Consider the following 15,905-nt stretch of genomic DNA (forward strand, 5'->3'; position numbering starts at 1 on the left):
AGCACTTCAGACACGCTCAAAAACAGCAAATTGATTGATGAATTAGAAGGAGCTTGAAGCAGCTATGTTGCAAATAATTAAAGCAAGATGGATTGTATTAATGGTGTGGATAGTAACAGCTGTGATTCTGTTTATTACTGCGCCCAATTTAGAGGAATTAACAAGAGAAAAAGGGCAGTTAAAGGTTCCAGAGGGGACACCAACAGCTGAGGCACTTCACTTATTGGATAAGCTTTCAGATCATAATGGGAAAAAAGATACTGGTGTGATTGTATTCTCCGAACAACATTTGTTCCCTGCCAAAGAGCAGGAATTAAAAAAGGCTTTAGCTGCACTCATGACACATGCCCCAGAACTCCACATTGACGGAATTACTTCGTATTTTCATGTAGATCGTGACATTCAAAAACAACTTTTATCAAAGGATAAAAGTACACTTCTTGTTCCATTCAAATTCGACCACTACGAAACAAAAGCTGTGAAGGTTAAAGAACGAATTGAGGAAGTTTTAAAGCCCTACAACGTTTCATATGAAATGACAGGTCAAAAATTTGTGGACTCAGATGTCATTAAAAGCTCTCAACAAGGTCTGAAGAAAACTGAACTTATCACGATGATTTTTATTTTCTTTATTTTAATAATTGTATTCAGATCGATACTGGCACCTGTTGTTCCGCTCATTACGATTGGCATTTCTTATGCTGTCAGCCGGTGTATTGTGGCTTTTCTCGTAGAATATACACCATTTCCTCTGTCTAATTTCACTCAGATTTTTATGGTAGCTATTATGTTCGGTATAGGAACGGACTATTGTATATTACTTTTAAGCCGTTTTAAAGAGGAGATTGGTCAAGGGCGTGATGTCAAAGAATCGATTATCATCACGTATCAATGTGCAGGGAAAACAGTCTTTTTCAGCGGCTTAGCTGTGTTAGTCGGATTCTCAAGTATTGGTTTCGCAAAATTCCAATTGTATCAATCAGCCGTCAGCGTTGCCGTAGGCGTTGGCATCCTGCTCATTGCACTTGTCACAATCGTTCCCTTTTTTATGTCGGTTTTCGGAAAATCCCTTTTTTGGCCGTCTAAAAGAGAAAACATTCGTCATCCACAAAGTAAGATTTGGGAATGGGCTGGGCGCTTTTCATTTAAAAGACCGCTCATCAGCTTAGGTGTAGTTGCACTCATCACTGTTCCTCCGATTCTGATGTATGACGGCACTCTTTCTTATAATAGTTTAAATGAGATTGGGACAAAGTATGAGTCAGTGTCTGCATTTAATACGATATCTGAGCAATTTGGCTTTGGTGAAGCGCTGCCGCTGAATGTACTTGTCGAAAGTGACAATGAGCTCGATAATCAAGAAAAGATTGTCATGATTGAAAAACTGACCCGTAAGTTAAATGACATTGAGGAAGTGAAAGCGGTTCGCAGTGTCACTCGCCCAGTTGGAGCCGGGTTAAGTCAGCTCTACGTTACCTCTCAAGCGAAAGAGCTGGGAGGAGAGCTTGGGAAAGGTCACGAGGGCATCGGGAAAATTACAGATGGCTTGACCGAAACAAACTTAGCACTTCTCAAACAAAAACCAAAGATTGAAGAATCCGCTAAAGGGATTGATCAATTGATTGATGGGACAAAAGCCATCAAAGGCGGTATCGGAGAAGTGAGGAAATCACTCATTTCTTTAGAGGATGGTGTGAGGCGCAGTAAAGAGGGCGTAGGAACCATTCGCACTGAAATCAAACAAGCGAAAAAAGAATTAGAGCAAGAATATCGCAGAAGTGAAACCATGATTCAAGATCTTGAACGAGTCGTAAGCACACTGGAAGGTCACGCAACATCAAATGAGCAACTGATGACAACGATTAAGAAAGTGAAACAATCCTATGAAAACGTATCATTTGAAGGACTTGAAAACCGGCTTCCAGAAATCAAAGATATGAATGAATATAAAGAAATCAAAAAAGTATTCAAAGACACAAAAGGAATGCTCGATCAAGCTGAAGAGCAAATGAGCGTCTATGAAGAGGAAGCATCTGCCTTTAAACAAAAGATCAAGAAAGCAGATCAAGTCATTCAAACGTTCTCAAGCAAGCAAAAAGAAATCAAACAACAAGTAAAGGCGCTGATGACAGGTCTAGATCAAATTTATGATGGTCTTGATGAAACGAACAAAGGACAAAAACAGCTCATCAAAGAAATGCCTAAAATTGAAGATGGTGCAGATCAGCTGACCAATGGCCAAAAAGCCGTGAAAAAAGGGTTTAACCAGCTATCATCTAAACTCTCACTATTAACAGATGGATTAGATGAAAGTATTTCCGGACTTGAGCAAGTAAAAAGCGGCTTTACCGAGGCGGACAGCTACTTAAAACAGCTTCAGGAAGCACCAGATGAAGAAGTAACGGGCTGGTTTATACCAGAAGAAGTACTGAAACGCCATGAGTTTAAGAAAATATTTAATACGTATATGTCCCCAGATCGTAAATTAACAACTTTTGAAGTGATATTAAACGTAAATCCATACAGCAATGAAGCAATGAAAGGTGTTGCAAAAATCGAGGAAACCCTTGATCAATACTTACCTGTAAGTGGTTTGAAAAATGCCAATTACGGTGTATCTGGTATCTCCAGTTTAAATGTTGACTTAAAAGAAACGTCAGACGGTGACTTTATCAGAACGGTTATTTTCATGTTAATTGGTATCTTTATTATTTTAGTTTTATTACTAAGGTCAATCATCATGCCAATATACTTAACACTTTCACTCATATTAACGTATTTTACATCCATTGGCTTAACAGAATGGATTTTCAAAACATTCTTTGGCTACGATGGTGTCAGCTGGGCTGTTCCATTTTTCAGCTTTGTGATCCTTGTGACCCTCGGCATTGATTATTCGATCTTCCTCATGGATCGTTTTAATGAATGGAAGGGAGAGCATGTTCAAGCATCCATGATATCAGCGATGAGAAATATGGGGTCGGTCATTATTTCAGCAGTTGCTATTTTAGCGGGTACTTTTGCTGCGATGCTGCCCTCGGGTGTATTATCATTAGTTGAAATTGCAACGGTCGTACTCATTGGACTTTTATTATATGCTTTTGTTGTTCTACCACTCTTTATCCCGGTCATGGTTCGCATCTTTGGAAAATGGAATTGGTGGCCGTTTAGAATGAAATAACAACCTGCGTCTCTGCTTTTAGCAGAGGCGTTTTTATTTCCTATCCTTTCCTCTGATTGATATAATGACTATTAAATGGCTGTTTCACGTATATATCAGCTATGTTCTAATACATAATAAATAGGATGAACAAAGGAGGTTTCTCATGACGTACTTACAAGAGAAGACATTTGATACACCTGGTCTTCATACTCATATTGTCAAAACAGAAAAATTTAAAACCGTGACGATCCTTTTTAAAATGCTTGCGCCTTTATCCAAAGATGACGTCACCATGCGTTCCCTTTTCCCGCATGTGCTTTTAAGAGGAACAGAAAAAATGCCGAAAACGGGAGAGCTTCGTGCTTATTTCGACGAGCTCTATGGGGCGACCGTTTCCGCAGACATGGCGAAAAAAGGTGAAAATCACATCATTACCTTCCGTCTAGAAATGGCGAATGAAAAATATTTAAAGGATCAAACCCCTTTACTAGAAAAAGGGATTGCCTTACTTTCTGAACTATTATTCCACCCGTACGTGGAAAACGGAGTATTTCATGAATTGTACGTTGAGCAAGAAAAACGAACATTGAAACAGCGCATTCAAGCCGTTTATGATGACAAAATGCGCTATTCAAACTTAAGACTTGTACAGGAAATGTGTAAAGGTGAGCCATATGCACTGCACGTTAATGGTGAAATGGAAGACGTCCAAGCGATTACGTCAGAAGCGCTCTTTAAAGCATACGAGCATGCACTTCAGTCCAACCAGCTGGATCTCTATGTTGTGGGAGACGTTGATGAACAAGATATCAATCGAATGGTCTCGCAATACTTTAAAACAAGTGAAAGAGAGCCGGTCAAACAAAATACCGAATCATCAAGATCACAAATAGAGCCAAAAGAAGTCATTGATGAAGAGGACGTAAAACAAGGAAAGCTGAACATTGGCTTTCGCACACATACAACGATAGCAGATGAAGATTATCCGGCGCTGCATTTGTTTAATGGCATATTCGGCGGCTTCTCTCATTCAAAGCTATTTATCAATGTGCGGGAAAAAGCAAGTCTTGCGTACTATGCTGTCTCTAGACTTGAGAGCTTTAAAGGTTTGATGATGGTCATGTCAGGAATTGAAGTCGGTAACTATCAGCAGGCAGTAGACATCATCAAAGAACAATTTGATGCCATGCAAAAAGGCGATTTTTCTGATGAAGCAATTGAACAGACAAAGGCTGTCGTCAAAAATCAGCTGCTCGAAACCATTGATACGTCTTATGGAACAGCGGAATACTTATATCAGCATGCCGTCGTGCCAACAGGGGAGAGCCTCGATTCCTTTTTAGAAGCGTTAGACAGAGTGACAAAAGAGGACATCATCAAAGTGGGTCAAAAAATCGAATGGGATACGACCTATTTTCTTAAAGGAACGGAGGGTGCTTCATGACAGTGAAAACAATTCAATTCGACCAGCTGCAAGAAACGGTCTATCACGAAAAAATGGAGAGCGGACTTGACGTCTATGTACTGCCAAAGCAAGGGTTTAACAAAACCTATGCAACCTTTACAACAAAATACGGCTCTGTCGACAATGAATTTGTGCCGCTTGGCAAAGAAGACATGATCCAAGTGCCTGATGGAATTGCCCATTTCTTAGAGCACAAGCTGTTTGAAAAAGAAGATGGAGATGTGTTTCATACATTTAGTAAACAAGGAGCATCCGCAAATGCTTTTACGACATTTACGAGAACAGCTTACTTATTCTCAAGCACCTCAAATGTCGAACAAAACCTTGAGACACTCATTGATTTTGTGCAAGAACCTTATTTTACTGAAAAAACAGTCGAAAAAGAAAAGGGCATCATTGGTCAAGAGATTAACATGTATGATGACAATCCCGACTGGCGTTTATTCTTCGGTTTGATTGAAAACCTATATCAAGAGCATCCTGTGAGAATTGATATAGCTGGAACAGTAGAAAGCATCGCTCCGATTACAAAAGATCATTTGTATGAATGCTATGAAACGTTCTATCACCCAAGCAATATGCTTCTATTTGTTGTCGGTCCCGTTGATCCGAAGCAAATATTAGATCAAGTTCGAGCGAATCAGGCGAAAAAGCCATTTACAGACCAGCCAGAGATCAAACGAAAAGACATCAATGAGCCTGAAGATGTGTACCGAAAAGAATACGAACTTCCAATGAACGTACAAGGCTCAAAATGTATGTTTGGATTAAAAACAAAGAATCCTCATAAAAAAGGCAATGAACTGTTAAAACATGAGCTCGGAATGAATCTCATTTTAGAGACGCTGTTTGGTAAAAGCTCCTTACAATATGAACAGATGTATGAAAAAGGCTTAATTGATGAGACCTTCAGCTACGATTATACGGAAGAAGGCGGTTTTGGCTTCACTTCAGTTGGTGGAGATACAAATGACCCTGATCAACTCGCAGATGAATTAAAAGAAACGCTTCTTCAAGCAAAAAGCCTGATCACAGAAGAAAAGATTGAACTTGCTCGCAAGAAAAAAATTGGCAGCTTTTTAAAAGCAATGAACTCCCCGGAGTACATCGCCAATCAATTCACTCGATACGCATTCTTAGAAATGAGCTTATTTGATGTCGTGCCAGTACTGGAGCAAATCCAATTAACAGATATTCAGCAAATCTTAGACGAAGAAATTGATGAAGAACGAATGTCAGTTTTTAAAGTCGTACCGAAAACAAAATAAAACGAAAAAAGACAAACTCAACATATAAGAGTTTGTCTTTTTTGTGTCCAGCTAAAGAAATCGCTTTATATGCGAAGATATTGATTGACAATTGTTTCGGTAATTAGTTAAACTCTTTAATAGTTAAACAATCAAACTAAAGGAGCAGCATATGGTACAAAATAAAATTGCCCAGCTCATCCAGAGATATGCGGACGTCTATCTCATGATGGAGAAAAAAGTATCGAGTATGATCACGGAAAAGCTCGATAAAGAACTGACACTTGATCAATATTACTCGCTTCGATACATCAATTTACACCCAGGATGTACATCAACAGACCTTGCCATCGAATGTAATGTCAACAAAAGTGCTGTGACATCCATGACCAATCGTCTTTTTAATAAAGATTATATTTATCGAGAGCATGATCAAGCTGATCGAAGAAACGTTCATCTTTATGTGACACCCGAAGGAAAAGAAGTGGTCAGCCGAATGGAAAAGCAGCTTCAGGACCTTGTTCGGTCATATTTAGAAAAGTTTGATGAAAAAGAAATCGAATCATTTATTCAAACATATGAAAAGATTTATCAAATTATCATCGAAGAGGAGGCACAACATAGTAATGAGAGCAATCATAAAGGGTAGATGGCTGATCACGATCCTTTGGGTCGTACTAGCGGCTGTATTATTAATCACCGCCCCTAATATGGCGCAATTAACAAAAGAAAAAGGGCAGATTTCTGTTCCAGATGGTTATCCCTCTTCCTACGCCGATCAATTATTAAAAAACATGTCTGAAAATGGGGATACGGAAAAATCGATCGTCATTGTCTTTCAAGGAAAGGATATCGTCAAAGAAAGAGAAGCCTCTTTAAAGAAAGCGATGGAGATTTTAGAAAAGGATCAAGATCTCCATGTGGAAGACATCACTTCTTATTTTGATGCAAACAAAGATATTAAAAAACAGATGCTCTCTAAAGATCAAACAACACTTCTTGTTCCAGTTACATACGACTCGAACAAAATCAAAGCATCCGATTTTAAAGAAAGAGTCAATGAAAAGCTTAAGAGCCTGAACCTGAAATTTGAAATGACAGGGCAGCCGCTAATCGACGATGATGTCATCACAAGCTCACAAGAAGGTCTGAAAAAAACGGAATTCATTACAATTGGGTTTATTTTAATTGTTCTTGTGCTTGTCTTTAGATCCGCAGTGGCACCGTTCGTTCCTTTAGTGGCCGTGGCGCTTTCCTATTTGGTCAGCCAATCCATTGTGGCTTACCTAGTAAAGTATGTTGATTTTCCGCTCTCGACCTTTACCCAAATTTTTATGGTCGCCATCATGTTTGGGATTGGAACCGACTACTGCATCCTGTTGCTAAGCCGGTTTAAAGAAGAACTATCTCACGGAAAAGATAAGATTGAGGCGATTATTACAACATATAAGACGGCAGGTAAAACCGTTTTATTCAGCGGAATTGCTGTCCTCATTGGTTTTACGTGTATCGGTTTAGCCCAATTCCAACTGTATAAATCAGCTGTCGCCGTGGCGGTTGGTGTCGCCGTGTTAATTGTGGCACTGCTCACTGTCGTTCCATTCTTTATGGCGGTTTTAGGAAAAGTGTTATTTTGGCCGATCAAAGGCGATATTGCCCACCCGCAATCGAAAATGTGGGAAACAGCCGGTCGTTTTTCATTTAAGAAACCACTTCTCAGCTTGCTAATCGTTGCAATTATTACCCTTCCAGCGATTCTTATGTATAAAGGAACACTTTCATATAACAACCTAGACGAAATCGGCAATAAATACGAATCCGTCAATGCATTTAATACGATCTCTGACAAATTTGGACCAGGTGAAGCCCTTCCAGCAACCGTTGTCGTGAAATCATCCGATCTTTTAGACAATAACGAAGGTCTGATTGCTGTTGAAAAACTAAGCCGCGCCATTGAACAAACAGATGGCGTGAGTAAAGTAAGAAGTGCGACACGCCCTGTTGGAAAAGGACTGAATGATCTGTACGTGAAATCTCAAGCCAAAGAGCTAAATAGCGGGCTTGATAAAAGTAACGAAGGGTTGAAAAAGATCCAAGATGCTCTTACAACCATGAGTAAATCCATCGAGGATCAAACACCACAAATTAAATCATCTGGAAAAGGCATTAACAAATTGATTTCTGGAACCGAATCCGTAAAATCAGGTATTCAAAACGTCGAAAAATCGATGAGAGAACTGCAAAACGGAATTGATCAAAACAAAAAAGGTGTTTCTGAAATTAAAGAAAGAATAAAGGGTGCGAAAAAGGAATTAACAGATCAAGTCGCACAAGTGAATCAGCAAGTGGCACTGTATAAAAGCATTTCCAAAGAATTAAAAGCAGCATTGGCACAAGTCGATACGTCATCCTCTGCCGCAGCGGATGTGAAAGCTTTGATCAGTCAAGCGAATAAACAGTTCAGTACACTTGAGCAGCAAATTCCGCAAGTGAAAGAAAACCAATCATATCAAGCCATCAAAGCTTCATATAAGGAACTTTCTACTACCTTGCAAGAAGGAGCCAAACAGGCTGACAGCTATGCAAAACAAGCAAAAGAAGCAAAAAAACAGCTTGAAGCAGCAGATGCTTTTATCGCAAAAGCTTCAGAGCAGCAAAAAGTGTTTACAAATCAAATTGATGAGCTGATTGCTGGCTTAGAAGCTATTGAGAACGGGCTAGATCAAACGTCTAAAGGCCAAGGACAGCTAGCTGATAGTATGCCTAAACTTGCAAATGGAGCCGGCGACATCATTAATGGTCAAAAACAAATGAAAGAAAAAATTGGCGGCTTTGGTGACGATCTGACCAAGCTGACAGATGGTCTAAACAAAAGTGTCGACGGACTTGAGAAAATTTCAAACGGCTTAATGGGTGCAGGAGACTACTTAGATGAACTGAAAAACGCACCAGATCAAGACATGGCCGGTTGGTTTATTCCAAAAGATGTCCTGAAAAATAAAGCTTTCAAGCAAGTGTTCGATTCCTATATGTCTGATGACCGCAAGATGACAAAGATTGACGTCATCTTAGAAGACAATCCATATGGAAACGACGCCATGAAAACGATTAAACAAGTAGAGGCTTCCGTCAAACGTGCACTTCCTGAAACAAACTTAAAAGATGTTTCATTTGGCGTATCTGGTGTATCAAGTATGAACGCTGATTTAAAACAGCTGTCAGACCAAGACTTCAATAAGACGGTTTTTTACATGATGATCGGTATTTTCTTAATACTCGTGATTCTCTTCCGTTCTCTCGTGATGCCGCTTTACTTAGTTGGATCGCTGATTTTAACGTACTTTACCGCCATTGGTGTAACAGAATTTATTTTCACCCATTTCTTCGGATATCCGGGCATCAACTGGGCTGTTCCATTCTTTGGCTTTGTCATCTTAATGGCGCTTGGAGTCGATTATTCGATTTTCTTAATGGAACGTTTCAATGAATACAAAACAAAAGACATTCAGTTTGCCATGACTGAATCAATGAAAAATATGGGATCTGTTATTATGTCTGCTGCCGTCATTTTGGCAGGAACATTTGCAGCGATGCTGCCATCAGGTGTATTGTCACTCTTACAGATTGCAACACTTGTTCTCACAGGGCTTTTATTGTATGCACTCGTTGTGCTACCATTGTTCGTACCTGTGATGGTCAAATTGTTCGGATCAGCGAATTGGTTCCCATTTAAACGAAAAGAATAAGGATTCCATAAAGAAAGTAGGAACAAAGTATGAGTCGTTGGGCACTGATTACTGGTGCCAGTGGCGGAATTGGGCAGGCGACAGCCAAAAAGCTTGCCCAAGAAGGCTGCCATCTGATGCTCCATTATCATCAAAATGAACAAGCGGCTAGTCGTCTTTCCGCTGATCTCAAAGAAACATATCAAGTAGAAACGCACGTCGTTCAAGCTGATTTAGCGAAAACAGGCGGAGCAGCAGAGCTTGTCAGCCGCCTGCCGCTTGATCCAGATATTCTTGTTTTAAATAGCGGAAAGAGTCATGTTGGTTTAGTGACAGATACTGAAAAAGAAATTTTAGCCAGCATGGTGCAGCTTCATGTGACAAGTCCTTATGAGCTTACCCAATCTATTTTGCCTGCCATGATCCAAAAAAAGTCAGGTCATATTATTGCAGTTAGCTCGATATGGGGGGAAACGGGTGCCTCGTGTGAAGTACTGTATAGTATGGTCAAGGGTGCTCAAAATGCTTTCATTAAAGGGCTTGCCAAAGAGCTTGCCCCAAGTGGAATTAGAGCAAATGCAGTCTCACCAGGTGCTGTTCAAACTGATATGATGAAAAGCTTCACACAAGAAGACCTTGCGATGATGGAAGAGGAGATTCCGCTCGGCCGTCTTGCCGCACCTGAAGAGATAGCCGATGTCATTTGGTTTCTCGCCTCCAAGCAGTCAAGTTATATGACAGGTCAAATTTTATCCGTTAATGGCGGCTGGTACTGTTAAAAACGTGTATAATTCGTCACTCCATGACAAAAGCTATGGCTGTAATTCATCTTTTCGAATGGAGGAATCGACATGTCAGTACTTGAGAACTGGGACCATTGGAAAAACTTTTTAGGAGACCGTTTAAATCATGCGCAGGATAAAGGCTTAAAAGATGATACTATCAATAACCTTGCGTATGAAATTGGCGGATACCTGGCTAATGAAGTTGAAGCAAAGAATGAGCAAGAAAGAGTACTTGCTGACCTTTGGAGCGTCGCATCAGAAGATGAGCAGCGCGCAATTGCCAATATGATGGTCAAACTGGTTGAAAATAATAGCTCGCACTAAACAAAAAGAGGGGTCGTTTGTGCCTCTCTTTTTATTTTAACTGTTTCACAACATTGTGCTTTCTAAAAATGTGAAAATGCTTTATGATAAAGGAAGGTAAAAATTTGCCACAATGAAGGGGGTAATATCATTTGGCAAAGCTCGAATGGTATTTTGAATATGAGATACAGGTGAACCGTCCCGGACTTTTAGGAGACATTTCTTCTTTAATGGGGATGCTTTCAATTAATATTGTGACAATTAATGGTGTTGATGTATCAAGACGCGGCATGCTTCTTCGCTGTGACCACACAGAACAAATTAAGCGCCTTGAATCAATTTTAAATACAATGGAAACGATAAAAGTAACGAAACTAAGACAGCCAAAACTTCGTGACCGTTTAGCTGTTCGTCATGGGAGATACATTCAGCGTGATGCGGATGACAAAAAAACGTTCCGTTTTGAAAGGGACGAGCTTGGTCTACTTGTTGATTTTATGGCTGAATTATTTAAAAAAGAAGGACATAAATTGATTGGAATTCGCGGAATGCCGCGGGTTGGAAAAACAGAATCAATTGTTGCTTCAAGTGTATGTGCAAGTAAGAGATGGCTGTTTGTATCGTCGACTCTTTTGAAACAGACCATTCGCAGTCAGCTGATTGCAGATGAATACAGCCCAGATAACGTCTTTATTATTGATGGGATTGTGTCGACAAGAAGAGGTTCTGAAAAGCACTTGCAGCTTTTAAGAGAAATTATGAGACTGCCTGCTACAAAGGTTGTAGAGCATCCAGATATCTTTATTCAAAATTCAGAATATACAATGGATGATTTCGACTACATCATTGAATTGCGTAATAGTGCAGACGAAGAAATTACATACGAGCACGCTGAAGAACCACAAGTGTTTGATCATTCTGGTTTTTCTGGCTTCGATTTTTAATATGGTAATGGTAGGTGTTTGTTTTGACTGAATTGGGAAAACGGCTCGTTGAGGCCAGAGAGGAAAAAGGGATGTCGCTGGAGGATCTGATGGCGGCTACCAAAATCCAAAAGCGCTATTTGCTAGCAATAGAACAAGGAAACTATGATATCATTCCAGGTAAATTTTACGTCAGAGCGTTTATTAAACAATATGCCGAAGCCGTTGGACTGAATCCTGAACAATTGTTCGAAGAGTTTCGTAAAGATGTACCAAGTACGTATAACGATGAAGTGTCTGATAAATTATCAAATATTAAACCGCAAAGAGAGCTGCCAAAGCCTGCCTCAAAGGTACTGGAGCTGCTTCCGACGATTTTAATCATTGGAGGGATCCTTGTGGTGATCGCTATCATTTATGTGATCGTTCAAGCGGTTAATCATGATAGCGGACAGAAAAATAATCAGGCGGCTCCTCAGCAATCAGAATCAAAATACGAAGTGTCTGAGGATTCATCGCTTGCAAAGGATCAAAAGAAAAAGGATAAAGCTTCGTCAGATGATCAAGAAAAATCATCTGAAAAAGACGATTCCTCAAAGGATTCATCTAAAGACGATGAAGATGTTTCTTTGAAGGCGACGGATACAGAGGGTTCTACGACAACGTATGAAGTATCAGGTGCAAAAGAGATGGAGCTAACCATTTCTGCCTCACAAGCTTCATGGCTTCGTGTGAGAGACGAATCTGGAAAAGTGCTGAAGATGGGTGAATTGAAAGATGGCGAATCGTTTAAAACAGACTTAACTGATCTTTCCCAAGTCGATATCCGCTTAGGAAATGCAACAGGAATCGATATCAAAGTCAATGACGAAACGCTGAAGTACGAATTAGACCCTAAAAACACCATGACACAAAACATTGTGATTGTGAATAAAGGAAAGGAAAAGTCATCTTAAGCAAGTAGATGACTTTTCTTTTGTTCCTACTATTATATATACATAAAAAAATGGATTATTGGAGGATTGAAATTCATGTTTAACTTACCGAATAAAATAACTCTTTCTAGGATCGCCTTGATCCCTGTTTTTATGATCATTATGCTTGCTCCATTAGATTGGGGTGTTGCGCGCTTTGGTGACGTCAGCATTGAAGTCACTCACCTTGTTGGAGCGATCTTGTTTATTGTCGCTTCGACAACCGACTGGATTGATGGTTACTATGCACGTAAGCTCAATTTAGTCACAAACTTTGGTAAATTTTTAGATCCGCTTGCAGATAAATTGCTTGTTTCAGCGGCTTTAATTATACTTGTTCAATACAATCTCACACCGGCATGGATGGCAATTGTGATCATTAGCCGTGAATTTGCTGTAACGGGCCTAAGGCTTGTCTTAGCTGGAGGCGGTGAAGTGGTCGCAGCCAATATGCTTGGAAAAGTGAAGACGTGGGCGCAAATCATTGCGATTTCGGCACTTCTTTTGCATAACCTGCCGTTTGAACTTGTATCATTCCCTTTTGGTGATCTTGCCATGTGGGTAGCGGTGTTCTTCACTGTTGTCTCAGGCTGGGATTACTTTGCGAAAAACTGGGAAGCCTTAAAGAATTCTAACTAAAAAGGACGTGTACGCTTTGAAGTCAGAGAGAAAAGCAGAAATTATTGCAGTCGGTTCCGAACTTTTGCTAGGGCAAATTACGAATACGAATGCACAATTCATCAGCAAACAACTAGCTGAAATTGGTGTGAATGTTTATTACCACACAGCTGTTGGTGACAATCCAGAGCGTTTAAAAAGGGCCATTCAAGTGGCACAGGAAAGATCGAATTTTATTATCTTCTCAGGTGGTCTTGGACCAACGAAGGACGATTTAACAAAAGAAACCATTGCGAGTACGCTCGGTAAAGAGCTTGTGCTAAATGAAGAAGCATTTGAGTCTATTCAAGAATACTTCCGTAAAACCGGACGCGATATGTCGCCGAACAACCGTAAACAGGCGCTCGTTCTAGAGGGATCTGATGTGCTCGTAAACCGTTTCGGAATGGCACCTGGTATGTTTATACAAGAGGGAGATACGTTTTACATTCTGCTCCCTGGACCGCCAAGTGAATTGCACCCGATGTTTGAAAACGAAGCGAAGCCGCTTATTTCTGAAAAACTCGGCCTAAAGGAAAAAATCGTGTCTGTTGTCTTGCGTTTCTTTGGCATCGGTGAATCTCAGCTGGAAACAGATCTTGAAGATTTAATTGATGCACAGACCAATCCAACGATTGCACCGCTTGCAGCTGACGGGGAAGTGACGCTAAGGCTGACAGCCAAGCATGAGGATGAAAAAGAAACAGAGCGTCTGTTAAAAGAAACAGAAGCACAAATTTTAGAACGGGTCGGCGAGTACTTCTACGGATATGGTAATACATCTCTTGCCTTTGAAGCTTCAAAGGCCTTGCATGAACACGGGAAAACAGTAGCAGCGGCTGAAAGCCTGACTGGTGGTATGTTTTCAGAGTGGCTGACAGATCTCGAAGGGGCATCATCCATTTTAAACGGCAGTGTGGTTTGTTACACAAATCAAGTCAAGCAGCAAGTGCTGGGCTGTCGTGAAGAAACATTGTCTTCTCATGGTGCTGTCAGCAAAGAGTGTGCGTTAGAGCTCGCCGAAGGCGTTAGAAAACTGACGGGAAGCGATATCGGTATTAGCTTTACAGGTGTGGCAGGTCCTGAACCACACGAAGGACAGCCGGTTGGAAAAGTATTTATCGGGCTATCGACAAAAGACCAGACAGACGTGTTTGAATGGATGTTTACTGGCAGTCGATCAGGCATTCGCAAGCGTGCTGTGAAATATGGTTTGCACCACCTTATCAAATTATTAAAAGATAGTTAATTTTGTTTTTTATGAGGTTTACTCCTTTATAAAAGAGCGTTTTTTCTAATAGAAACAGCTCTTTTCTTAAATAATCTGCCAAGAAAAAATCGAATATGTGTTCGTTTTTTTCTTGGCAAATGACGTAAAACAAGGTATAGTATAGATAGTGGAATTGATAAAGGAGGAAACAATAGAATGAGTGATCGTCAAGCAGCCTTAGATATGGCTCTTAAACAAATAGAAAAACAGTTTGGTAAAGGCTCTATTATGAAACTAGGAGAGCAAACAGATACACGTATTTCAACAGTACCTAGTGGTTCGTTAGCACTTGATACTGCGCTTGGAATAGGTGGATACCCTCGCGGCCGTATTATTGAAGTATATGGTCCAGAGAGTTCTGGTAAAACGACAGTAGCACTTCATGCGATTGCTGAGGTTCAGCAGCAGGGAGGACAAGCTGCATTTATCGATGCGGAGCATGCGCTAGATCCAGTTTACGCTCAAAAATTAGGTGTCAACATTGATGAGTTGTTACTTTCTCAGCCGGATACAGGAGAACAAGCACTTGAAATTGCAGAAGCACTTGTTCGTAGTGGTGCAGTTGATATTGTTGTCATTGACTCAGTAGCTGCTCTTGTACCAAAAGCAGAGATCGAAGGAGACATGGGAGATTCACACGTTGGTCTTCAAGCACGTTTGATGTCTCAAGCACTTCGTAAACTATCTGGTGCTATCAACAAATCAAAAACAATTGCGATCTTTATTAACCAAATTCGTGAAAAAGTAGGGGTTATGTTTGGTAATCCTGAAACAACGCCTGGTGGACGTGCACTTAAGTTCTATTCATCTGTTCGTTTAGAAGTACGCCGTGCTGAACAGTTGAAACAAGGGAACGACATCATGGGGAACAAAACGAGAATTAAAGTTGTGAAAAACAAAGTGGCACCGCCATTCCGTATTGCCGAAGTAGACATTATGTACGGTGAAGGTATCTCGAAAGAGGGAGAAATCATCGACCTTGGAAGCGAACTAGATATCGTACAAAAGAGCGGGGCTTGGTATTCTTATCAAGAGGAACGTCTTGGACAAGGACGTGAAAATGCGAAGCAATTCCTAAAAGAGAATAAAGACATTCTTCTTATGATTCAGGAGCAGATCAGGGAGCACTATGGTTTGGATACAAACGGAGTGAAATCAACTGACGAAGAAGGACAAGAAGAATTGGAATTGAATGACTAAAAAGACGCTGAAAAGCGTCTTTTTTTTACAATTACATAACAGCTAGCGGGTCAAAAGTTCTGTCTTTGCTTGAAATAACGACTTACGCCTTAGTCTGACTAGCTTGACAAGTATTTCCGACACAATTACAATGGGAATGTATCACTTGTTTTTCTTAACATGATTGATAACTAATTTAAACTTGACAAGGGCA

General features: G+C 40.3%; 12 protein-coding genes. All 12 read left to right on the top strand.

The window, feature by feature from the left end; genetic code table 11:
* Positions 1-64: 64 nt before the first annotated feature.
* The 12 genes from NST24_RS08495 (at position 65) to recA (ending at position 15,712) form a co-directional block, all read left to right on the top strand.
* Positions 65-3,181 (top strand): MMPL family transporter, encoded by a 3,117-nt coding sequence (locus NST24_RS08495; RefSeq protein WP_342462538.1) that lies wholly within the window; start codon positions 65-67, stop codon positions 3,179-3,181.
* Positions 3,182-3,326: 145 nt separating this feature from the next.
* Complete coding sequence (locus NST24_RS08500) at positions 3,327-4,607, top strand: pitrilysin family protein (protein WP_342462539.1); 1,281 nt, start codon at positions 3,327-3,329, stop codon at positions 4,605-4,607.
* Complete coding sequence (locus NST24_RS08505) at positions 4,604-5,896, top strand: pitrilysin family protein (RefSeq protein WP_342462540.1); 1,293 nt, start codon at positions 4,604-4,606, stop codon at positions 5,894-5,896. Before NST24_RS08500 ends, NST24_RS08505 begins: the two co-directional genes overlap by 4 nt.
* A gap of 151 nt (positions 5,897-6,047) precedes the next feature.
* Positions 6,048-6,524: a MarR family transcriptional regulator gene (locus tag NST24_RS08510; protein ID WP_024720380.1), complete on the top strand. Its 477-nt coding sequence runs from the start codon at positions 6,048-6,050 to the stop codon at positions 6,522-6,524.
* The gene (locus NST24_RS08515) at positions 6,502-9,621 is read left to right on the top strand and encodes an MMPL family transporter (RefSeq protein ID WP_160757680.1); all 3,120 of its coding nucleotides are present in this window, start codon (positions 6,502-6,504) and stop codon (positions 9,619-9,621) included. The genes NST24_RS08510 and NST24_RS08515 overlap by 23 nt, the downstream gene beginning before the upstream one ends.
* Positions 9,622-9,650: 29 nt before the next feature.
* A complete protein-coding gene (locus tag NST24_RS08520) occupies positions 9,651-10,379 on the top strand; it encodes an SDR family oxidoreductase (RefSeq protein WP_243825291.1) in 729 nt (242 codons plus the stop codon).
* A 72-nt stretch (positions 10,380-10,451) separates the two neighbouring features.
* Positions 10,452-10,709: a DUF3243 domain-containing protein gene (locus tag NST24_RS08525; RefSeq protein ID WP_003211590.1), complete on the top strand. Its 258-nt coding sequence runs from the start codon at positions 10,452-10,454 to the stop codon at positions 10,707-10,709.
* A gap of 131 nt (positions 10,710-10,840) precedes the next feature.
* Complete coding sequence (locus tag NST24_RS08530; RefSeq protein ID WP_039166619.1) at positions 10,841-11,632, top strand: DUF3388 domain-containing protein; 792 nt, start codon at positions 10,841-10,843, stop codon at positions 11,630-11,632.
* A 23-nt stretch (positions 11,633-11,655) separates the two neighbouring features.
* Positions 11,656-12,567, top strand: a complete 912-nt coding sequence (locus tag NST24_RS08535) for a helix-turn-helix domain-containing protein (protein ID WP_342462541.1) — start codon at positions 11,656-11,658, stop codon at positions 12,565-12,567.
* Positions 12,568-12,642: 75 nt separating this feature from the next.
* Complete coding sequence (gene pgsA / locus NST24_RS08540; protein WP_008358030.1) at positions 12,643-13,224, top strand: CDP-diacylglycerol--glycerol-3-phosphate 3-phosphatidyltransferase; 582 nt, start codon at positions 12,643-12,645, stop codon at positions 13,222-13,224.
* A gap of 16 nt (positions 13,225-13,240) precedes the next feature.
* Positions 13,241-14,491 carry a competence/damage-inducible protein A gene (locus NST24_RS08545; protein WP_159159630.1) on the top strand — a complete coding sequence of 417 codons (1,251 nt, stop codon included), beginning with the start codon at positions 13,241-13,243 and terminating at the stop codon, positions 14,489-14,491.
* Positions 14,492-14,668: 177 nt separating this feature from the next.
* Positions 14,669-15,712 (top strand): recombinase RecA, encoded by a 1,044-nt coding sequence (gene recA / locus NST24_RS08550; protein ID WP_007499478.1) that lies wholly within the window; start codon positions 14,669-14,671, stop codon positions 15,710-15,712.
* Positions 15,713-15,905: the final 193 nt, after the last annotated feature.

Source organism: Bacillus sp. FSL R5-0286, assembly GCF_038593245.1.
Classification (GTDB): Bacteria; Bacillota; Bacilli; order Bacillales; family Bacillaceae; genus Bacillus; species Bacillus altitudinis.